Annotated in this window: 17 protein-coding genes; 15 read left to right on the top strand and 2 right to left on the bottom strand. The window is 44.2% G+C overall.

Annotated elements, in window-relative coordinates:
* Positions 1–427 precede the first annotated feature (427 nt).
* From A8806_RS25780 to A8806_RS25715, 14 genes are all read left to right on the top strand, one after another.
* Entirely contained in the window at positions 428–853 is a 426-nt protein-coding gene (locus tag A8806_RS25780) for a sigma-70 RNA polymerase sigma factor region 4 domain-containing protein (protein ID WP_033126097.1), read from the top strand.
* A gap of 592 nt (positions 854–1445) precedes the next feature.
* Positions 1446–1790 carry a plasmid mobilization protein gene (locus tag A8806_RS25775; protein WP_033126096.1) on the top strand — a complete coding sequence of 115 codons (345 nt, stop codon included), beginning with the start codon at positions 1446–1448 and terminating at the stop codon, positions 1788–1790.
* A gap of 1 nt (position 1791) precedes the next feature.
* Entirely contained in the window at positions 1792–3147 is a 1356-nt protein-coding gene (locus tag A8806_RS25770) for a relaxase/mobilization nuclease domain-containing protein (protein ID WP_033126095.1), read from the top strand.
* Positions 3144–3434 (top strand): hypothetical protein, encoded by a 291-nt coding sequence (locus A8806_RS25765; protein ID WP_033126094.1) that lies wholly within the window; start codon positions 3144–3146, stop codon positions 3432–3434. Before A8806_RS25770 ends, A8806_RS25765 begins: the two co-directional genes overlap by 4 nt.
* Before the next feature lie 108 nt (positions 3435–3542).
* On the top strand, positions 3543–5201 hold the full coding sequence (locus A8806_RS25760; RefSeq protein ID WP_146203331.1) for a recombinase family protein: 1659 nt from the start codon (positions 3543–3545) through the stop codon (positions 5199–5201).
* Between the two features lie 101 nt (positions 5202–5302).
* Positions 5303–7414, top strand: a complete 2112-nt coding sequence (locus A8806_RS25755; protein WP_181368882.1) for a helix-turn-helix domain-containing protein — start codon at positions 5303–5305, stop codon at positions 7412–7414.
* 233 nt (positions 7415–7647) lie between these two features.
* Positions 7648–10467, top strand: coding sequence for a glycoside hydrolase family 38 N-terminal domain-containing protein (locus tag A8806_RS25750; RefSeq protein WP_109734016.1), 2820 nt, complete (start codon positions 7648–7650; stop codon positions 10465–10467).
* An 11-nt stretch (positions 10468–10478) separates the two neighbouring features.
* Positions 10479–12866: a glycoside hydrolase family 38 N-terminal domain-containing protein gene (locus A8806_RS25745; RefSeq protein WP_109734015.1), complete on the top strand. Its 2388-nt coding sequence runs from the start codon at positions 10479–10481 to the stop codon at positions 12864–12866.
* A 20-nt stretch (positions 12867–12886) separates the two neighbouring features.
* On the top strand, positions 12887–13867 hold the full coding sequence (locus A8806_RS25740) for an HAD family hydrolase (protein ID WP_109734014.1): 981 nt from the start codon (positions 12887–12889) through the stop codon (positions 13865–13867).
* A gap of 4 nt (positions 13868–13871) precedes the next feature.
* Positions 13872–14891, top strand: coding sequence for a uroporphyrinogen decarboxylase family protein (locus A8806_RS25735; RefSeq protein ID WP_109734013.1), 1020 nt, complete (start codon positions 13872–13874; stop codon positions 14889–14891).
* Positions 14888–16903 carry a family 43 glycosylhydrolase gene (locus A8806_RS25730; protein ID WP_109734012.1) on the top strand — a complete coding sequence of 672 codons (2016 nt, stop codon included), beginning with the start codon at positions 14888–14890 and terminating at the stop codon, positions 16901–16903. The genes A8806_RS25735 and A8806_RS25730 overlap by 4 nt, the downstream gene beginning before the upstream one ends.
* 30 nt (positions 16904–16933) lie before the next feature.
* A complete protein-coding gene (locus tag A8806_RS25725; RefSeq protein WP_109734011.1) occupies positions 16934–17962 on the top strand; it encodes a uroporphyrinogen decarboxylase family protein in 1029 nt (342 codons plus the stop codon).
* A 9-nt stretch (positions 17963–17971) separates the two neighbouring features.
* A complete protein-coding gene (locus A8806_RS25720; protein ID WP_242996276.1) occupies positions 17972–19900 on the top strand; it encodes a glycoside hydrolase family protein in 1929 nt (642 codons plus the stop codon).
* Complete coding sequence (locus A8806_RS25715) at positions 19897–20907, top strand: uroporphyrinogen decarboxylase family protein (protein WP_109734010.1); 1011 nt, start codon at positions 19897–19899, stop codon at positions 20905–20907. The genes A8806_RS25720 and A8806_RS25715 overlap by 4 nt, the downstream gene beginning before the upstream one ends.
* 34 nt (positions 20908–20941) lie before the next feature.
* Here A8806_RS25715 and A8806_RS25710 read toward each other — a convergent pair whose 3' ends face one another.
* A complete protein-coding gene (locus tag A8806_RS25710) occupies positions 20942–21814 on the bottom strand; it encodes a helix-turn-helix domain-containing protein (RefSeq protein ID WP_109734009.1) in 873 nt (290 codons plus the stop codon).
* A gap of 124 nt (positions 21815–21938) precedes the next feature.
* Entirely contained in the window at positions 21939–22100 is a 162-nt protein-coding gene (locus A8806_RS26385) for a hypothetical protein (protein ID WP_181368881.1), read from the bottom strand.
* A 175-nt stretch (positions 22101–22275) separates the two neighbouring features.
* Here A8806_RS26385 and A8806_RS25705 point away from each other — a divergent pair, with 175 nt between their 5' ends.
* On the top strand, positions 22276–23166 hold the full coding sequence (locus A8806_RS25705) for an AraC family transcriptional regulator (RefSeq protein ID WP_109734008.1): 891 nt from the start codon (positions 22276–22278) through the stop codon (positions 23164–23166).
* Positions 23167–23284: the final 118 nt, after the last annotated feature.

Below are 23284 nucleotides of genomic sequence, written 5' to 3'. Positions count from 1 at the left end.
AAGAACAAACTCACCAAATAAAAAAAACGATATTCGGGTGGGTTATTTTGTTATACCCTAAATTACCCTCTGAATTTGTTTTTAAATTTGGAGGGTTTTTATGTTCCTTTTTTCGGGCGGTTGCCCATCTGCTTATATAAAGCAAAGTTTATTTATACATAGCACATCAGGGAATGGCGGGAAGCCAGTTAAAAAAATCCCTGCCAGTGCAACGGTACTTCCCACCATGAAGGTAGAAGTACAATCTCCATACAACAGAATTAGTATTTCCCATAACCGTAAAGGTCACAAAGCCTTTGCGGTTTTTCTTTTGTCGTTTTTGGTTGGAAAGTGCCGCAGGACTATTATTGGTGTTAAGTGTCGTTCGCCGCCTTTCAATCTGGATTTTTATGTTTTCAAAGATTCAGATTGATTGGAGGAAAAAAGAATGGCATATAACAACGGACGTGAGGACAGGAAGTGGCGTATCTGGAAAGAAGCCGAGGAAAAAGTGTTGCGGGAACATGGAGTTGATGAAGCTACCATCGAACAAATCCGTATTGACGACAGGGCAGACTTTAATTCCAACAGGCGGTTTTACCATTGGACAAGCGATTTCGGGGAATACCTTGAGGGAATGGCAGACAGGGAACAGTCAGCCGAAGTAAAGACCGTTGAAGATTTACTGGATGAAATCGAAGATGAAAATCTGTATCAGGCATTACTTACGGTGGACAGGCGTACACTGCAAATCGTTCTGCTGAAAATGAAAGGGTATTCCACAAAAGAGATTGCCCCGCTTGTGCATTTAACGACGGGTGCTATCTATGCACGGTTAGACCATCTTAGAAAAAAGTTGCGGAAGATTTTATAGTCATCTAATACAGCATGCTTTCTTATGGGCTATTGGGTGGGGGATAAAATTCTCCCACCCAATTTTAGAATAAGTGAATAAAATCCCTGTCCATAGAGAATACTAAAAAGTTTGTGCAAAATCTTGACAGCCATATTGCCGCTATGGTATTCTGAAATACCAATGGGGAAATTGGAAGATTGAAAATTAAATAAGCACATAGATATAAGATTGAAATGTCAGCCAATCGGCAAGGCTGACATGGGTTTTGAATTTCAAAGCCGCTACATAGCATTGCGAATCAGAGCGGGAGGGAATCCTCTTGTCGTTCGTGATGCAGTGTGGCGGCTTTTTCATTTATCCAAAAGTCAAAGGCAATAAAATCCAGAACGGAGGTGGAAAGGACATAGGATTTCCTTTTCGGAGGGTAAAGGCAGGCATTAAGAAAGCCGTTACACAGAAAAATGCTCTGCGGAGTTGTCCACAGAGATAGCGAGCATCGGATTGTGTCAGCCACAATCCAATCCACACCCTAAAGGCGTGTGGACTAACTTAGGGGACAACCCCTAGCTACCCCGATAAAAGGAAAAATAAAACTGGAGGATTAAGAAAAATGAGTAGAGAAAAATCAGAAAAAGTATGCATTACTTTTAGATTGAGCGAAGAAGAACATGAAAAATTAAAGCAGTATTCATCCGCCTGCGGTCTGTCCACCGCAGAATTTATGCGTCAGTTATGCAGGGGAAACGCACCGCAGCCACAGCCAGAGAAAGAATTTTGGGAACTATTAGGCACGCTTTACGAAGTACACGTAGCCTTTAAAAAGTGTATCCCCTACGCCCCTTCCGCTGATGAAATATGCAGGGAGATTGAGGATTTTATCTTGGAACTGCAACGGAATTATACCCTCCCACAGCAGTTTGACATGGAAAAATTGACGGAACAGGGGGCAGTCTGATATGGCGGCAACGAGCCTCTGGCACATCGAAGGACGGTTGAAAGACTTAATTTCTTATGTGGAAAACCCAGAAAAGACCGTGCCGAATAAGGAGATGCAGGACTTCTTTGACGTGTTCTCCTATGTGAAGAATCCACAGAAAACGGACAATGGAGAGTTTGTTTCCGCCATCAACTGTTTAAAAGAAACAGCGTTACAGCAGATGATTCTAACGAAAAAGCAGTACCAGAAGACAGGCGGGTATATCGCTTGGCACGGCTACCAGAGCTTCAAGCCAGACGAAGTAACGCCCGAACAATGCCACGAAATCGGCTTAAAACTTGCGAGGGAAATGTGGGGCGACAAGTACCAGATAATCGTTGTCACCCACCTTGACAGGGGGCATCTCCACAATCACTTCTGCTTCAACTCTGTTTCCTATCTGGATGGGAGCAAATATAATTACTCAAAATCGGAGCAGAAACGGCTAAGGGAAACGTCAGACCGCTTGTGCAGAGAGTACGGATTATCGGTGATTGAGAACCCGAAGAAAGCACCGTCAAGACCGCTGTATCTGGATGAAAAGAGCGGCAAGCCGACACGCTACAACGTCTATCTGGAAGATTTAGCGGAGGCAATCAGCGGCAGTCGGGATATTCCGCACATGATGAAGTATCTAATCGACAAAGGCTACGAGGTTGATTTTTCGGGCGGGCATTGGAAAATGAAGCTGCCGCAGTATAAGCATTTCACAAGATTAGATACGCTTGATGAACGCTTAACGCCCGATTTTATCCGTTCACATTTAGGCACAAGGGCAAGATATGGGAACTACAAAGCAAAGATTTCCTACTCTCCCCATATGCCCGAAGAATATAAAAAGGCTTGGAAACCGCACCAGAAAACAAGGGGAATCTTAGCGTTGTATTACTATTGGTGCTATCAGTTGGGGATATTTCCCAAAGGCACGGACTACAAGCCGACAAGCCCGCTTATGAAAGAGGAGCTTCGGAAACTGGATGAGATTACCACACAGGTACGCTATATGTCGGAGCATAACATCTCCACCCTCTCCGATTTGCACGCCGACAGGGAGAAGAACCAGACGGAAATGGACAGGCTTACCAACTATCGGCGGCATTTGCAGAATAAGATACGGCGTGCTTCACCCGCCGAGAAAGAAACGCTCCGAGAAGAAAAAAACGGGGTGACGGAACGGATAACGGAGCTGCGAAAGCGGCTGAAATATGCGGACGGGATTGAAAAACGCTCTGCCCACATTGATGACTGCTTGAACCAAATCCACGATACGGTTGAAAATCAAAGGTCAAACCAGAATGGCAGGACAGACCGCAAGAGGGAGGACGCATTGCGATGAGCAGACTGACAGAACAGGAACTTACGGAAATTTTAGACGAAAATAAGGGTATCTCAATGGTAAACCCGAATAGGGTGTACCCGCCCCTGCCGCCTGCTGAAAACATTATGCCCCTTATGCGTATCCCTGAACAGGCAACGCTCTGCGAGAAAATCGGCGGCACGGAATATACAGTGACCGCACATTTCCGAGAGGACGGGAGGGACTTGCTTGGGCTTCTCAGCAGGATATTCATGCGGGACACAGCAGATTACAGTTTTGATTCCGAGGGTTATGATGAGGATTAAGAAATATCGGAAAGATTATCGCTTTAAAGCGTTGAAGTTTGACCGCAGGCGTGGTATACTGTATCTACACTTCATACTATCGTGTCTGCTGTCGGAAAGGAGAAAGCATTGCAAAGACAGCAGGAAGAAATCACCGCCTTGTACTGTCGTCTGAGTCAGGACGATGGACGTGAAGGCGAGAGCAACAGTATCGTAAATCAAAAAGAATATCTATTCAAGTACGCTAAGGAACACGGGTTTCCAAATCCCACCTACTATGTGGACGATGGCTATACGGGTACGAATTTTAACCGCCCTTCTTTTAAGAAAATGTCAGAGGATATTGACAAGGGGCTTGTAACAACGGTCATTGTAAAAGACCTCTCCCGCTTTGGCAGGAACTATATCGAGGTCGGCTCATACTCCGAAATCATTTATCCCGAAGCAGGGGTGCGCTTTATCGCCATCATGGACAATGTGGACACGGGCAGCCTTGAGAGCAACGAATTTGCCGCATTTACCAACCTTTTTAATGAGTGGTATCCCAAAAGCACGAGCAAAAAAGTAAAGGAAGTCAAGAAAGCGAAGGGGCTTGCGGGCGAACATCTGGGTGCGCCGCCTTACGGATATTTACGCAATCCTGATGATAATACCCGATGGCTTGTGGACGAGGAAGCGGCGGCGGTTGTCCGCAGGATATTTTTCCTCTGTATGCAGGGAAACGGAATGTCAGCCATTGCCACTATTTTGTGGGAGGAAAAGGTGCTTACCCCGTCAGCCTACAAAGCGTCAAAGGGCGTCGGCGTGGCGAGGGTTTCGGAAAATCCGTATTGTTGGGAGCCGTCAGCCGTAGCTGCTATTCTGGAAAATGTGGCGTATATCGGCTGTACGGAGAGCTTCAAATCCACCCGTTTGGGCTTTAAAAGCAAGAAGCGTATCCCAACCGCAAAGGAAATGCGGGCATATATTGAGAACGCCCATACGCCGATTATTGACAGGGAAGTGTGGGATAAGGTGCAGATGATACGGGAAAATAAACGCAGACCGACCAACAGCGGGATTACGAGCATGTTTTCTGGACTGCTTTATTGTGCCGACTGCGGGGCAAAACTAAGCCTTGCCACTGCCAATAGATACACGCATTTCCGCTGTTCCCAGTACAAGCGGACGAGCCGCACGCAGAACTGTACGCAGCACTATATCCGAGAAGACGCACTAAATCAGTTGGTTTTGAAACAGCTTCAGCATTTCCTGTCCTATCTGCAGCAGTTTGAGCGTGTATTTATCCGACAACAGATAGACACCACCCTTGCGGAACGCCGATACGAACTGTCTGCAAAGCAGAAACAGATAGAAAAGGACGAAAAGCGGATGGATGAGCTTGACCGCCTGTTCCGTAAAATCTACGAGGACAATGTCAACGGAAAGCTGAATGACGAACGCTTTTGCAAGCTGTCAGACGGATACGAAGCGGAGCAGGAACAGCTAAAACAGGAAATCGAATCCTTAACAGCCGAAGTCAGCGAAGCCGACATGGAAACCACCAATGTATCAAAGCTGATAGCCGTCACAAAGAAATATACCCGCATTGACGAACTCACGCCCGAAATCCTAAACGCATTTGTGGATAAAATCGTAATCCATGAGCGTGAGAAAAAGGACGGGAAACGGACACAGCAAATCGACATTTACTATTCCTATGTCGGGATTGTGGATATTCCCACAGACGAGGAAATGCGGGAAATGGAGAGGGAATATATGCAGCGTACTACACGTCAAACCGCCTGAATAAAGGCGAAAGCAGGAGTAAATCTGTACTCCTGCCGATACATATCTATTTTTATCCCTATCTGGTTTAACTCATGTATGGTATTGTAAAAAAGATTATCATGGAGCAGAACATTGATTCATCTGCGCAACAGTTCAGGCAGATACAGGAAGAATTCGAGGTTGCAAACGAGCAGATTAATATGGTGGCCACTCAGGTTATTTTGGATGACATATGCTCAGACTGGATGCTGGCAGGAGAGGCACGCTCGTTTAATAGCCTGGATATAGCAAGAATCAGAAAACAGCTTGCAGTATTTAAGAACACAAGCAGTATGATTGAGTCCATTTATATTTATAACGGCAAGATTGATAAGTTCCTGAGTACAGACGGAAACTATTCCTATACGGGAAAGGCCGGATTCAGTGACCTCGGAATTGTTGAAATTTTAAATGACTATGACAATTACTATTCAAGAAATTTATTTAAGCGGGAACGTGTCATAAGGAATAGCCTTGGAACGGAGGTTACGGATTCGGTCTATACATATGTTTTAAATAATACACAAGATAGTCAAGTTACCAGTGCAATCGTCGTCAATTTGGATTTGACTCCTCTTTTTGCCAAAGTACTGGGAATGGAGGCAATGCAGGAAAGCCAGATGGTAATTGTAGATGGGAAAGATGAGATGTGGGCTGAACTTCAAAATTTCTCGGATTTAGACATGAAAATGGACAGCCACCTTCTTAATTTGATCGAAGGAAATGATGGGCATGCAGAAACATCATATGATGCAGAGCGTTATTTTGTGTCATGGATGCATTCAGATAAAACAGATTGGGATTATCTGAAGGTTACAAAATGGGATACGATGTTTGCACGTCTTCTGGAACTGCAGAAATGGGCATTTTTCATATGTGCGTTCATTTTATTGGCGGTAGCCGGAGGTTCTGCATTTAGTTCCTTTTCTATCTATCGTTTGTATGGACAGTTGGAACGGAAGAATTTTATAAAAAATGGAATGAAAATATCGGAATCTAATAAATTAAAAGAGAACTTCCTATATGAATTTATCCATAAAAGAAAGACATACGGAAACGCAGAACTTACTGAACGGCTTGAGCAGCTGGGATATCCCATGAGAGCGGGAAAGCTGTTTACTGTGCTATTACTGCAGCTGGAAGATTATCACAGCTTTATAGAGGAATTCGGGCAGGACGGGGCATATGACGTTAAGTATAGCGTGAGAAATATATTTGAAGAAATTTTTAATATGGAATTCCATGTGAGCGGCCTGATTAACCGGGATAATACCATTGTGTTTATACTGTCAGCTGAAGACGGAGAGTCCGTAGACACTGGCAGGATAGAGGGCAAGTTCCGGGAGTTCTGTGATAAAATAAAGCCTTTTGGAGAGTGGACATTTTCTCTGATAGGCAGTGAAGAATTCCTAACTGCCGAAAAAATACCAGAACTGGCCGAGAAGCTTTATCAGGTGAAGGAAGAAAGCTTTTTCTACCCATCTAATATGTTCCTTACCTATGAGAGAATCTGTGAGGAACACAGTGGCAGTGTGAATTACCGCAAATTAGATTTAGGGAAGCTTACGGATACTTTACGTGGCGGTAAGGATGTCTGGGAACAGTATCAGATATTTGCAGAATCTTTAGAGTGCTACAGCAGCAAGGAATATATGAATGCAATGATATGGCTTGGTGTGTCACTTGTCCGTGATATGAAGGAATTCTATATGACTGATGCGGACCAGGAGTATACGTTGAATCATTTCCTGGCACAGTTGGCGAAATGTGATAAAAAGGTACAGGTAGATAAACAGTTTGAAAAGGTATTTTCCAATATGCTGCAGATACAGGAATCTGCAAATGTGAAAAAAGGTGTAACAGGGAAGATGGAGGAAATCCAGGAATATATTCAGAAGAATTATTCTAATATGAACATTGCATTAGAGTTTCTGGGGGATGAGTTCGGAGTGTCTGCGAACTATCTTGGCAGGGTATTTAAAAAGGAAACCGGTGTGTCGGTGTCAGAATATCTGAATAGCGTAAGGCTGCAGAAGGTGCTTGAAGGGCTGGAGAATACGGAAAAGCCAGCGAAGGATATCGCCCAGGCCTGTGGATTTGCGAGCATCAACTACTTTTATACTTACTTCAGGAAGAAGATGGGGGTGACGCCCCAGGCTTATAGGCAGCAGCTCCGCAGCAGAGAGAAGTAACAGTTACACAGAGTCAATAAAATACGGATATTAAATGCAGGGTATTCTTGATTAATCAGGAATACCCTGCATTTTTGGTATATGGAAAGACTCAGTTTTCCGGTGATTTTCCCACTGTTTAAAATTAGAAGAGAAAAGTGTTGGATATGTGTGCTGTCTCCGATATTGATAGTTGAAGAAATTGGGAAGACAAAGGAAAATGATTACAAAGATATAGGAGAGTGAATGTAGAGATGAATGATAAAAAATCAATTGGCTATGTTGTACCGCATACACACTGGGACAGAGAATGGAGGTATCCGGTCTGGGAGAACCGTATGTATCTGAGGGATCTGGTAGATGAATTAATTGAGACCCTGGAAACAAACCCCGGTTATAAAAGTTTTTTATTTGACGGGCAGGTTGTTGCGCTTTTAGATTATCTGGAAATATGTCCCGAAAAAGAGGGCGTGATTAAAAAGCTGATTAAAGAAAAACGGATTGTCATAGGACCCTGGTATACACTCCCAGATTTGTATCCGATCTCAGGGGAGTCTATGATTCGAAATCTTTTAAAGGGAAAGGAAGAAGCGGAGAAGCTTGGCGGGTACTTAAAAATTGGATATGAATCTTTTGGATGGGGACAGCCGTCACAATTGCCCCAGATTTATAAGGGATTTGACATTGATACAGTTATTGTATCAAAGAATGTGGACAGGACAAGAGCTCCAAGGTGTGAGTTTAAATGGACAGGGGCAGACGGAACGAGCGTGCTGGCTACCCGTCTCGGGGAAGATGCAAGGGCTAACTTTTTCATGAATGCCTATTTGAAGGTGATGACAGGGAAAGAATATAAGTCAGAAGAATACGAGTACCATTATGGCCAGGACGGTCAGGTATTCCACCAGGCGGATAAAGAACAGTCTGTGCAGGATTATTTCCGATTGGAAAAGACGGAAAGGATTCATGAGGAATATTTAAAGGAAGCAGCCGGTAAGGCATGGAATGGTATGAAAGATACAAGGCTTCCTGAACACAGAATCATGATGGATGGGAGCGATTCGACAACCGGGCAGCCTCATCTGATGGAACTGTTGGAAAAAATGAATTCCCAAGTGGAAGAGATGGAATTCAAAAGCTCTTCAATAGAAGAATATGTGGAAATCCTGAAAAAAAACCTGAATATGGAAGAACTGAATGAGGTGATGGGGGAGCTGAGAGACGGTCCGACAACTTCTCTGTCTGGCAATGCACTGATGACAAGACCTTATATTAAGACCCTGAATAAGTCTGTCCAAAATAGACTGTACGGGATGGCTGAGCCGGTCTCTGTGATTTGTATGCTGCTTGGCGGGCAATACGAAAGCCAATTCCTAAAGAAAGCAGCCGACTATTTATTACTGTCCCAGCCTCATGATTCTATCAATGGTGTTACGCAGGATAAGACAGTGGATGACGTGATGTACAGACTGTCACAGGCAGAGGAACTTGCCAATACGGTATACATCCGCGGTCTTCAGGAGATTGTGAAACGAATTGACTTAAGCGCGTATGCTCATGACGATATTGTTTTTACTGTTTTTAATCCTACAGCGAAAACGAGACGGGAAGTACTGGAGGTGTATCTGGATACGCCGCGGAACAGAGGGATCTGGGAATTTGGGATAGAAGATTCCAAAGGCACTGTAAGAGAGCTTCAGTTTAAGGAAAGGAAAGAATCTATCTCACCAGTTGTACATCTGCACTCGAGACCATTTCCTTACTATTCGGACAGACATGGGGTGTTCTTTGAAACAGGGGATATCCCGGCAGGTGGGTATGAGGTATATAAATTAGTTGATTTCGTTGAATTTGACAGGAAGACAAAATTCTGGGCAAAGACCAGAAAAACAGACGGACATGAACTGGCAGCTGCAAGTGATTATATGGAAAATGAACTGATTGCGGTGAAAGTGAACCGGGACGGAAGCATCACGGTTACTGATAAAAGGACAGGGGAAACCTATGGACCATTAAACTATTACGAGAGCACGGGAGACGTGGGTGATTATTGGATGTATTATCCGCCATACAATAACCGCACTTATACAAGTAAAGGTATACAGGCTTCTATTTATCTGAAGGAAAATGGAAGTCTGTCTGCCACAATAGGAGTGGACATGACGCTTCAGATACCGGAATATGCGTATAGGCCGGACAGTTATGTGAGTGGAAAGAGCGAAAGAAGTGAAACTTTACGGGAACTTCCGATTACTACCTGCTATACATTGCGTAAAGGAAGCAATCAGGTAGAAGTAAAGGCAATCGTAAATAATACCTGCCGCGACCACCGCATGAGTGTACTTATGGAGACGGGCGTGAAATCTGCAACGGCTAATGCCCAGGGACATTTTACGGTAGACGAAAGAAGTGCACTGCCATTGAAAGACGGGGAAGGAAAATATTATAACGAATTGGTTACACAGCCTATGCAGAATTTCCTTTCGGTTTGTGAAGGCAAAAGGGGGATGGCTGTCATTACTGACTGTCTGGGAGAATATGAGCTTCGTACAGACCATGCCAATACGGTATCATTCACGTTATTTAGGGCGGTTAAGAATATTATATGTACAGAATTCCGCAGTGAGGGATATTTTCCTGATCAGAACGGAGGCCAGCTCAAGAGGACTTTGGAATATAACTATGCAATTATGCCCATTACAGCAGATGTTACAGTAAATGAACTTGCCGGGAAGGCAGAGGCATTCAATATCCCATTGAAGCCAATTCAGATGAGTGTGCCTGTTACAGGGAACGGGATACTCCCTGTGTCTTATTCATTTTACAATGTCTCAGGGCAGGTACAGGTATCCTGCCTGAAAAAGGCCGAAAAAGGGGACGGCATTGTTATGCGTCTCTATAATCCTTCTAAAATTGAGCAGCAGACAGATGTGAGTTGGTACAGGAAAATTGCAAGTGCAGAACTTCTGGATTTGAAGGAAGAACGATTGGAAGTACTTCAGTCACAAGGGAACACTGTTTCTATCACAGTACCAGGCAATAAGATTTACACCGTACTTTTTAGATTTGCTTAAAGGAGGCAGAAATGAAGAAAATATATGTCGTACATCATTCCCATACTGATATTGGCTACACGGATTTGCAGGAAAGGATTATTTATAATCAGGTTTGCGATATCCAAAAAGCTATTCGGATTATAAAAGAGGGATATGCTAAGCAGACGGTGGAAAAACAGTTTAAATGGAACTGTGAAACATACTTTTGTGTGGAAAAGTTTTTGGAAATGGCAGAGCCGCGTGAAAAAGAAGACTTTTTCAGGCTGGTGAAGAAAGGAAATATTGGGATATCTGCTAATTATCTGAACTTTAATGACCTTGCAGACTGTGAGGCCCTTGACAGGAAGACGAAACATATGCTTCATATTTTTGGAGAGCAGGGTATTAAGGTTGACAGTGCCATGACTGCGGACATTAACGGAATGTCCATGGGAGTGAGGGATGTACTGATAGAAAATGGAATTGAGTTTTTATTTACCAATATACATACCCATCACGGGATGTTCCCGCTGCACAAGAATCAGGAGCCCTATTTCTGGAAATCGGAGAATGGCAGACGGCTTTTGGTATGGAGCGGGGACCATTACAATCTGGGCAATAAGCTGGGGATTATACCGACAAAGAACAGGAACCTCCTGTTAAGAAACGCCCCTGAAAACGAAAAATATTCTGAACAGCCCATCGAGATGCTTTACCAGAACATCCGGCGGATGATTGAGATGTACAGCGACACCGGATATTCCTACGATTTCTATATAGCGGCCCTGTCAGGCCTGCATAGTGACAATGCTCCACCGAACCCGGAAGCGTTGCACATTATCTCGGATTTCCATGAGAAATATGGGGATGAGATACGAATTGAGATGGTGACCCTGTCAGAGCTTTACGGTCTGATAAAGGACCAGGCTGCAGATGCACCGGAATATACCGGAGATTTAAATGACTGGTGGGCAGACGGGGTTGGAAGTACCCCTTATGTTGTCAAGCATTATAAGGAGGCGCAAAGGCTTGGAAAAGCTGCAGACAGGCTGGAAAAGCGCACGGGGAAGATTGACGGGACACTTAAAAAGGCCAGTGATGATAACCTGCTCTTATATGCGGAGCATACATGGGGGGACTCTGCAACTGTTACAGAGCCGTATAGCACTATGGCTTTGAATCAGGATCTAAGGAATAACAGCTATGCATCCAAAGCACACGAAGCCAACAATATGCGTAAAAATGTGCAGCTTCAGCTTTTAGGAGATATACGCGAGTATTTCGAGACGAAAGGGACTGTAAAAGCGATTAATCTGGGGGGACTGCCAGGAGAACAGCTTGTAGAATTCTATATTGAAAGCTTTTGGAATAAGGTGGCTGAAGTGAAAATCACGGACTGTGAAACTGGGGAGATATTGGTTTCACAGGTATCACCGCACCCCCGCGGTGTTCTCATAAGCTTTATTGCCTGCTTTGAGGCGGGGCAGGAGAAGTTGTTCCTGTTCGAAGAGCAGATTCACGGGGAGGAAACGGATAACAACCACAGGTCAGTTGCAGGAATTGATTATGTGCGTGATGTCATGAGCCCTTATGACAGTAAAACATGTTATCTGCCTTATCAACTAGAGAATGAGTGGTTCTGCCTCCGTTATAAAGTAGGTGAGGGCATTACCTCTTTTTATAATAAGAAGACACGGACAGAAATGCTGAAAGACGGATATGAGAAATTTTTTACGCCTGTATATGAGAGAACACCGGTTTATCATGATGTTTTCCGGGAACGGACTGCGCTGGGCCGTAATATCAGAGGAATCAACGCGCAGCACTATCAGGCGGAACTGAAAAATGTCACAGTGCTGGAGGATGGTCCGGTATTCACAAAGATACAATTTGATTTCCAGCTGGAAGGGACAAGAAAAAGCTTAATTATTCTCCAGTTTTTTAAAGAGCTTCCGAGAATACAGTTTACTTATAAAATCGCAAAGTGTCTGTCGGAGGATATCGAAAGCGTTTATCTTCCTTTATCACTGGAAACAGCCGGAAGTGAGCAGCACATTATAAAAGGCGGCCGGTGGATGCGCCCGGGGATTGACCAGATTCCGGGAACCTGTATGGAATTCTATATGAGCGACTGTGGGATGCTTTATCAGGGAAAGGAAGGCTCTATACTGATTAATACATTGGACACTCCACTTTTATACTATGGGGAGATGGAGCATCATGCAATAAAGCTCTGTGACGGCTCCGTGGAAGATAATAAACGTCCCGTATATAGCTGGATTATGAATAACGTCTGGGAGACGAATTTTAAGCTGGACCTGTCCGGGTATTGTGAGTTCCGGTATAGCCTGGAATTCTGTGGGACTGGGGATATAAACACAAGCAGGCAGCGGCTGTTGGATAATGATCTGGGGAATGTGGCATTTATAGCAGGATAAAGGAGGAAATGAGTATTATAATGGCAAACAATATATACCCGGGAATCGGGAAAATGGAAAATATGATTTCTCTGAAAGAGACTTCAGATAAGAGTTTTGTTGAGGGAAAGGACGGGGTACAAAAGATATGGACTCCTTCTGATAAAAAAGTGGAATTTATAATTTTTAAAGACAAAACATTATGTAATGTAAAATCAGCATTAGGCTATCCTGCAATTTATAAAGTGCCTGAAGCAAAGTTTCAGGGACCGGCAAAAGCAATCCTGATGGATTTGGATGGCACAAGTGTGCACAGCGAGAATTTCTGGATGTGGATTATTGAGCAGACGATAGCAAAGCTGAAGCATGATGTGTCATTCAAACTGGAGGAGACAGATGAACCGCATGTATCGGGTCATTCTGTATCTGAGCATCTGCAGTACTGTATCAATAAATATTGCCCGGATAAAACAATTGAGGAAGCACGGAGCATTTATTTTGAAACCACAGAGTATGAGATGAAGGAGATTCTGGAAGGCAGGGGAAAGAAAGGTGCGTTTAACCCGGCACCCGGCCTGAAGGAGTTTTTAGAGGAAGTCAAAGGGAATGGCATAAAAATAGGGTTGGTGACTTCCGGGCTGTATACCAAGGCAATGCCGGAGATTATCTCAGCATTCCAGACCTTGAAAATGGGTGACCCGCTGGACTTTTATGATGCAATCATCACGGCGGGACAGACATTTAAAAAGGGGCAGACAGGGACAATTGGGGAATTGGCACCGAAGCCGCATCCCTGGCTGTACTCAGAGACTGCCAAAGTGGGACTTGGAATTACAGAGGAAGACAAATCAAGGGTGCTGGGCTTCGAAGATTCCTCGGCAGGAATTATGTCCATCAGGCTTGCAGGATTCCAGGCTGTCGGCATCAATGGCGGAAATATCCATGCCAGCGGAATGGACTCCCTTTGTCTGAAACAATATGATAATCTGTGTGATGCGCTTCCTCTTTTATTAGAAAGGTGATGTTATGGAGCCACTGAGTAGAAATGATGTGATAAAGGTGATAGAAGGAAAGGGTACGGCAGAGAGAATCCCTCTGCTGTACGATATCTGGATTTACGACAATCTGTTTCAGAATAGTCCTGAAATGAGAAAGAAGTGGCTGAAACAATATCCTTGTGATGTTGCTGACATATTTTTGCAGATGCCAGGACTGACATCCGGACCGCCAGATGACCCTGACTTTTATTGGGCAGCTCCGGGGAGTGAAGAGGCAGAAGGAAAAGGACTGGATGCAAGGTGTCTGATTGAAGATTGGGAGGATGCGGAAGCATTTTATGCATCGTTTCCAGATCCGGAATCCCCGGCGCTGATGGCAGGGGGAAAAGAAGACGATGGAAGATATTTATTGGGAAGATGGTGGTATTGTTTTTTTGAACGTCTGTGGTCCTTACGGGGGATGGAGAATGCCCTTACAGATTTTTATTTGTATCCGGAGGAAATCCATAGATTATTTTCGAAACTTACAGTGTTCTATATGAGGGTTATGGAGAGAGCCAAGGAAGAAATGGATGTGGATGGCTTTTTTGTATCGGATGATATCGGAACACAGACGGCACCTTTCTTTTCATTAGAAATCTTTCAGGAGTTTTTTAAACCATACTATAAACAGCTGATTGATAAGGCACATGAGCTGGGTGTGCATTTCTGGTTGCATAGCTGTGGTAATATTGAATTATTTCTGCCAGCATTTATAGAAATTGGTCTGGATGTCATCCATCCGATTCAGAGAAATACAATGAACGAGCAGGTAATCTCAGAGAAGTTTGGAAACCAAATCTGCATTCTGGCTGGGGTGGATGTCCAGTATTTGATGGCTTTCGGCACCCCGGAAGAGGTGCGTGACGAAATCAGGTTTTTAAAAAATACATATAGAAAGCCGGAGGGACGTTTTATGCTGACCATGGGAAATGGTTCTACCCCGGATTGGAAGATGGAGAATCTGGAAGCTCTTTACGAAGCTTCTTATGATGGAGGGGGAAAATGAATCCGGTAATTTTAAGAAAAGGGGTATGTGACCCGCATATCCATGTATTTGAGGGGAAGGCATATCTGTATGCAACACATGATGCACCGGGGTATGAAAATGATTTTCATATGGAGGACTGGCAGATATGGTCTTCCGTAAATCTGATAGACTGGCAGCTGGAATCTACGGTGCATCCTGAGGATTTCTACTGTGGAGCTCTGAACCAGTGTTGGGCAGTAGATGCAGCCTATAAAAATGGAACATACTATCTATACTTTTCTACTGGGGACTGGGGCGTGGGAGTGGGTGTTTCCAGCCACCCGGCGGGTCCATTTGTGGATGCAAGGGGGGAAGCACTTGTAGATTACAGGGAATATCCTGTCGGAATTCCTAAATGGGACCCATGTGTATTTGTAGATGATGACGGAAGTGCATACTTAATCGTGGGAACGTGTAAACAGGAGAAACCGTGGGACTGTTATCTGATTGCCCGGTTAAAAGATGACATGATTCATCTGGCAGAGCCCCTCAGACGGCTTGAATACATTGGAAATCCGTGGCCGGAAGATAAAGCGTCCATCCATAAGTATGGGGGGAAGTATTATCTGACCCATTCCTCTTATTATGCAGTAGCAGACCAGATTTACGGACCATATCGGTACGCAGGGAATTCAGGATGTAATATAGATCATGGCAGCTTTTTTAGCTATCGCAACCAGACTTATTTTGCATCAGGGGGAATGGATAATCCGAACCGATACCTGCGGGCCTCTTTTTTGTCTCCATGCCATTACAGAAAAAACGGAGAGATTGTAGTCGATCAAAAAATAATGGAATATGGGTGCGGGCAGTATGACAGCACATGGAAAAAAATTGAAGCAGTGTGTTATTTTGAAGCATCAAGGGAATGCAAAAAAGAGGATGAAAACGGAAAATTCCTGACAGAACTTTGGGCCGGGGACTGTCTGCATTTTCCAGACATAGCCAATATAGAGGAAAATGCGGAAATTCAGTTTATGGCCGCCGCGAAGGAAAAATGTATGATACTTATCCATGAAGATTCACCGGATGGTCCTATATTGGGAAAATGTAAGATTGGTAATGAAAAAAGACTTTGGAATGGACAGTTAGAATGCGGCGCTGGTAAGAAATCCTTGTATCTGGAAGCTGACAGCGAAGTACAGATATGGTGGTTTTCATTTCCAGGGGAAAAAAAGAGGCATATGATAGAACCGGTGTTTTCTCTGGCAGGCAGAGGGGCTTCTCTTGCCTATGACCCCGATGGGAGCAACCATCAGGTCCTGCGGAATATGGAGCTTAAGGGGGCTGCTATAGAAGCACTGGCTGATGGTGGAAACGGCGGAAACGGAATGCTGTCTATCCCCTACTGCTGCACTGGTGCTGATACATGGCTCAATGTCTATGTGAATGGTGAATTTCAGGGAAGGATGGATTTCCCGGTGACGCCGTCTCTTTGGTTAGGCAGGGAACCGTGCATAAGAAAAAAGGAGGTCGTACTGGCTCCGGGACTGAACCGAATCCGGATCTGCTCAGAAGAATATCAGACTGGCAGGCTGGCAATCGACCATATACTGGCGGAGTCGGAACCTACAGCCTGTGGTGTATATGCCGCTGCCGGGGGGATTCTGGAACCACGGGGAAACGGATGCTGGGATGGATTTCCCCAGCGGGAAACAGACACGGGAGCTTATAGCGGAAGAATGGTAAAATACCTGGAAAAGCCGGGGGACGAAATAAGAATAGAAGATGTGGCCTGTAATACTTATGGAGAATATACATTGGAAATCCATTATTGCAGAGGCGGGAAAGGCGAATCGGCCTATCAGCTTCTGGTGAATGGGGAAGTTAATGAAACGCTTTACTTTAAGCCAACGGGAGGATTCTCGGTAAAAGCAATGAAAATGCATTCTTTAAAAATACAGTTGAACAGAAAGCAGAATACAATACAGCTTAGAAAGACGCAGCGGCAGGACACAGGCATCTTTGTAGATGCATTTATTATATATTAAGAAGAGATATTTTTAGAAAGGGAAGAAGCAATGACGAAAAAAGAGAGGGTAATGGCGGCAATCCGGCATCAGGAGCCGGACAGGGTTCCCAAAGGGGAAGTATATATTCAGCCCAAAGTGGCAAATGCGCTGTTGGGAAAGGAGTATCCACTTGACCATCAGCATTTTGAAAGAGATGTGGAAGTACGCAGACTTTTAAATATGGATGTTGTCAATGTCGGCGATTGGCCGGAATGGGAGATTGGGGAATCGCCGGACGGGAAGAAGATTGTGCAGAGCGTATATGGTCAGACATTTCTGGCAGGGGCAGAATCGAAGCATATTTTGGAGCCTCCCGTAGACATTGAGGATGCCGGAGCATATGTGGAGCCGGATATCAGCAGAGTGAAAGGAACATTGATTGAAAGATATGCGAAGGAAACAGACTTTTTTATCTTTGCACAGATTGGCGGTCCAATCTCTATGCTGAATGAGATGTTCCCTATGGAAGACTATATGGTATATTGCCTGATGAATACAGAAGAGATGTATCAAATCAGCGAAAAAGTAATCTCATATGAGATTAAGAAGGCAAAGCTTTTTATCAATAAAGGGGCAGATGCAATTTTGATAGCTGACGATATGGCATTTAATACAGGGGTATTTTTGCCGCCTTATATTATGGAAGAAAACGTCTATCCTTTCTATAAAAAAATGATTCAGGAGATTAAGGCATACAAGGACGTGCCTGTTTTCCTGCATAGTGACGGGAATTTGAATTCGGTGATGGATGAAATTGTGAATTGTGGATTTGACGGGATTCAGTCCCTGCAGCCGTCGGCAGGAATGGATATTCAGGAAATCAAAGAGAAATATGGAGACAGGCTGTGTCTGTGGGGCAATATCGATCTAGACTACATCATGTGCTTTGGCAGCAGGGAGGAAGTAAAGGCGGATGTAAGAAGGACGATAGATATAGCGGGGCCTGGCGGAGGATTCATCCTGTCTACATGCAATACAATGGTGGATATCATTCCTCCGGAAAATATCTTTGCCATGATGGAAGAAGCAGAAAAATAGGAGAATACGATGGTGCGAATCACTGTAAGCAACAATTTTAAAGAACTTCAATGCGAAGCGGGAAAGAATGACGGCGGAGCTTTAGAGGCTGTCACTGAAGCGGCCGCAGATTTAAAAAATGAATATCTGGAGCTGACTTTTGTACCAGATATAAAATGTACCGGCAGAGAATATGTACTTTTTCCGGCATGCTGCTATAAAGGGAATCAGTTTACTTCCCTAAAAAGAAATTACCCCCCTATGTTTACGGAGGAAGAAGCGGGGGTAGAGCAGGAGACCATTATTACGGATGTTCCAAGGCTTGAGAAAGATGGAAGCGGTAGCATCCAGGTTACCACGGGAGATGTGAGCGTTCCTTGTGTAGGTTTGTATTCGGCAGAAGAAAAGAAAGCAGTGTTTGTTTATACAATTCAGCAGATTGACGGGGTGAACCTTGGTTTGTCCTATGAGAAAGGGAGAATAGGAATCACTTATCCCCATATGCGGAAGGAACAAATCTACCGTTGGCCATTTATGCAGAATAAAAGTGACCGGGGAATGGACTTTGCGAAAGGGCAGATTCTTAAGATACCGTATAAACTGATAGAAAGGCAGTGTCATGATATAGAGGAATTTTACAGGATTTTCTTTGAAAACCGGAAATGTATGGGCATGGACTGTAAAAGACCTTTTGTATTGCCATACGAGGAACAGGCCCGTATTCAGATTGACAAATTCAATCAAATGAATTGGCGGGAAGAAGGGGGTTTTTACGGAGTAGGTACAGTAGAGGAACCCGGACAGATGTGGCAGCTGGGATGGGTGGGCGGCGGTATGTCCTCTTATGCATTAATGAAGTTAGGCGGTCCACTGGAATGGAAGCGGGGGATCAGAACGTTGGAACATATCTTCCACACACAGTTGGAAAGCGGGCTGTTTATTGATGAATGTGATTCTACAGGAAAGGCTGACAGGGAAGGCACTTCCGCTTCTGAAAAATGGCATCTGATACGCAGAAGCGGCGATGCATTATATTTTCTGATGAAACATTTCAGGCTGATGCAGGAGAGAAATACTAAGATTCCAGAGGAATTTTTAGAAGGGACAAGAAGGCTTTCGGATGCGTTGGTAAACATGTGGAAAAAATATGGCCAGTTCGGTCAGTTCGTGAACCGGGAAACCGGAGAAATCGTCGTAGGGGGTTCGGCATCGGGGAGCTTAATCCCGGGGGCACTGGCATCTGCTTACCAGTTTTTTTCAGAGAATCATTATCTGGAAGCTGCTAAGGAAAGCGGGGAGATGTTTTACCGTCAGTTTGCGAGAAAAGGTTATACGACAGGTGGCCCGGGTGAGATTCTCCAGTGTCCGGACAGTGAGTCTGCATTTGCATTGTTGGAAAGTTTTGTAGTGCTTTATGAGGTGACAGAAGAAGAAAAATGGCTTGGGTATTCTACTTATATGGCAGACTTCTGCAGCAGCTGGGTTGTTTCTTACAATTATAAGTTTCCAGCCGGCAGTGAGTTTGCAAGATTAAAGATGAAGACAGTGGGGAGTGTTTTTGCAAATGTCCAGAATAAACATTCTGCACCGGGAATCTGCACACTTTCAGGTGACAGTCTGCTAAAAGTGTATAAGTGGACTAAAGAGCCATTGTATCTGGAACTGGCGAAGGATATCGCACTGACTCCCAGCCAGTACATGTCCACAGAGGAACGGCCTATTTATTCGTGGGATGTGCCAAAGGATGCAAGTCTGTTGGAAGATGATACAATTAAGGCGGAGCGGGAAAAACTTCCTCAGGGATACATCTGTGAGAGGGTGAATCTGTCTGACTGGGAGAGTGAACGGTGCATCGGTGGAGTATTTAACGGAAGCTGTTGGGCGGAAACAAGTAATCTGCTTGTGCTGGCAGAAACAATCCCTTTACTAACTTTATTATATAAGGAGGAATCATTATGAACGGCAGAGAGAGAGTATTGGCAGCGATAGAGTTTAGGAATCCGGACAGGATTCCGCTGGATGTATGGATTTTGCCGGCGGCAAGAGAGGAATATGGGGAAAGATTAGAACAGGTCCTGAAACAAAGAGAGCGGGATATCGTATCTGTGGCGGGGCCGTTAGATATGGGTGCTGATGAGCGGTATTATGAAATCGGAAGCTTCGTGGACCCGTGGGGAAGTGGGTGGCGGAATATCCAGAAAGGCATTATTGGCGAGGTAAAAACACCTGTTTTTGAAGAATATGATGAAATTGATTCTTACCGTCCTCCTATTGAACAATTTTTACAGGAGTGGGAGGCGTCAAAAGAGGATCTGGAAAAACAGATTGCCGCCCACAGAGAGCAAGGGAAATTTATACTGGGAGGATGGATTAGCCTTTTTGAAAGAATGCAGTATCTCCGCGGGACGGAAAATCTTTATTGTGATATTGCATTAGACGAAGAAGAGATGTATAAAATGATCTCCTATGTCATGGATTTTGAAAGAATCTATGTTGAGAAGTGGCTGGAATTAGATATTGATGCAATCGGATTCGGTGATGACTGGGGAAGCCAGATCAGCCTGTTGATTTCACCGGATAAGTGGAGGGCGATTTTTAAACCGCTATACAAGGAATTGATTGATACAATTAAAAGTGCAGGGAGGAAAGTATTCTTCCACAGTGACGGCTATATCTATGACTTATATCCCGAATTCATTGAGTTGGGAGTAGATGCGGTTAACTCACAGCTTTGGTGTATGGGTGTAGAAAAAATTGCTGAGAAATTTGCCGGCAAGATTACTTTCTGGGGAGAAATCAGCCGGCAGACTACTTTGCCAAAGGGAACTCCTGAAGAAATAGCCGAATGTGCAGAGATGCTCAAAAAATTTCTGCAGGTGAACGGAGGCGGGCTTATCGGGCAGAGTGAATTGAATAAAGATGTTCCACTGGAGAATGTGGAAGCATTGCTGAATGTGTGGGATTAACAGGAATGGACCCCACTAATCTTCAGGTATTGAGTTAAGATAGTGAAACCATATCCTGGCAGTCTTTTGGGGATATCCCGTATTCTTTTTTGAATGCACGGTAGAAACTGGAATAATCGCCGAAACCGAACATCTGATAAGTGTGGGTGATATTGCCGCCGCCCTGAATGGCTTCGCGGCAGGCCGTGAGACGCTTTTTTGTAATATACTGGTGAATGGAAAGCCCCATATTCTCCTTAAATACATGGGCAATATGGTATTTACTGACATAAAATTCACTGGCCAGTACATCCAGAGAAAGCGTTTCATCTAGATGATCCTCAATATATTGTATGACATTCTGATAGAGGGATTCGATTACCTGCGGGTTCTGCGGATTATTCCGTTCATAGACCAGACGGTTCAGGTGGAGGATCAGGTCATCCACACAGAGCGTAATCTGGGGGGCACGTCCAAACTTATCGGAGCGCTGCTCCTCAATCAGTCTCAGGATGCGGGACTGGATTGTATTGAATGTGATACGGTCATTATGGAAGATATAATCATTCTGAATCTGTACATACTGCTGGAGGTATACATAATCAGAAGAAATATCGAGCAGATGGTTGCAGTATTCCTGGCTGATCCAGAAAACAAACCTGCGGTATGGAAGTTCCATGTCTTGAACAACCGCGCGGTGGTACACATGCGGCGGGATCAGGATCAGATCCCCGTACTGCAGCGGATACTGCTGGTCACGTATCTGTATCTTCACATTTCCCTCTAAAAAGAAGTAAAATTCATAATAATTATGCGCATGCATTTCCACATGGGGGGGCAGATTGCGGTCGTTATAGTAATATATTTCGAAATCTTTAGACAGCATGTACTGTCTGGTACTGAACTCAGTCTGCAGATTTTTTTTCATAAGGGTCACCTTCCTGTAGGGGATACTTTATGTTAACATGGCAGAACAAGTTTTACAATATATACAATCCCGTGAAGGTGTTTTTTTATACATATGTGTTTACATCGTACCGTGAATAGTAACTTCACATCAGCGGCTGCCGCCTGTTTACAGTCTTCTGATTCAATTCGACCCAAAGATCCGCCGCGTCCTGCTGCGTCAGAGTGAGGAGCTTTTTGTTAAATTCATCATCATTTTTTGCATGTTTCTCTAAATATTTCAATATCTCAAACCAATCAAATTTCATGTTATTTACTCCCTTCCGGTGCATTTTAACGGCCATTTAAATACATTGACTTTCCATGTTCCCTGTACTACACTTCTTAATATAATATTATCGTACAAACTATGTGAAATATACTTATTTACCGACTGAATAATGGTAAAATACCGACAAAATAATTCTGGAAAGGAGACAAGGTATGTTTTTGGAAGAGTTGAAAATGACATCACATAAAGAGGAAGAAATCTTTGAAATGAAACAGGAATATCCATATGTCATCCGCAGGATTACCCCTTTGGCGGGCCGGTCGCTGCTTGTTCCCTGGCACTGGCATCAGGAACCGGAGTTTATAACAGTGAAGGAGGGGGTGCTGGAATATGTGACCCTCGACAAACGGGTTTTTATACGTCAGGGGGAAGGAGTATTTGTGAATGCAAATGTCCTGCATCAGTTATTCACCCCGTCCCCGGATGTACCTATTTATTACGATGTACATATGTTCCAGAGGGAGTTTGCCGCACCGGCGAAAAGTCTGATTGATACAAAATACCTTGCGCCTCTTCTACAGTGTGAAGCAGTTACACTTGTGCATCTGGGCCCGGATTCTCCACTCCAGAACAGTATTCTGGACAAATTGGAACGACTGGCCCGCTGGGAGAAAGAAGAGGCATTTGGTTATGAATTAAAATCCAGAAACCTGCTCTCCGAATTATTGCTGGAGCTTTTTGAAGACCAGAAAGAGAACATCCTAAAGGAGCAGGAGCCTTGCTTTTACAGTGAAAGCCGTCTGAAAACAATGCTGATCTACATTCAGGAGCATTATATGGAAAACATATCACTGGAGGATATAGCCGGCGCCGCCCACATAGGGGAACGGGAATGCCTCCGCTGTTTTCAGAAAATGCTGCATATCACACCGGTTGCCTATCTCAATTCATACCGGATACAGGTGGCATGCGGGCTGCTGCGTTTCACAGGGGACAGTATCGTAGAGATTGCTATGAAGACAGGATTTAGTTCCGGGAGTTATTTTGGCAAAATATTTCGCAGACATATGAATTGTACTCCGAAAGAGTACAGGAAAAATTGACATCCTGCACAAAATCTGTTATGATCTCGTCTTTGACACATGTGAGAAAAAATAAGTGCCACAATCCTAGGAAATTGGCGGGTTGTGGCACTTTGTACCCTGTGTGCGGTATATAGTA

Origin of the sequence: Faecalicatena orotica (assembly GCF_003149245.1) — a bacterium.
GTDB classification, from domain to species: Bacteria; Bacillota; Clostridia; order Lachnospirales; family Lachnospiraceae; genus Faecalicatena_A; species Faecalicatena_A orotica.
Note: the sequence above shows the minus strand (reverse complement) of the source record. Positions and strands in the feature narration are given on the sequence as shown.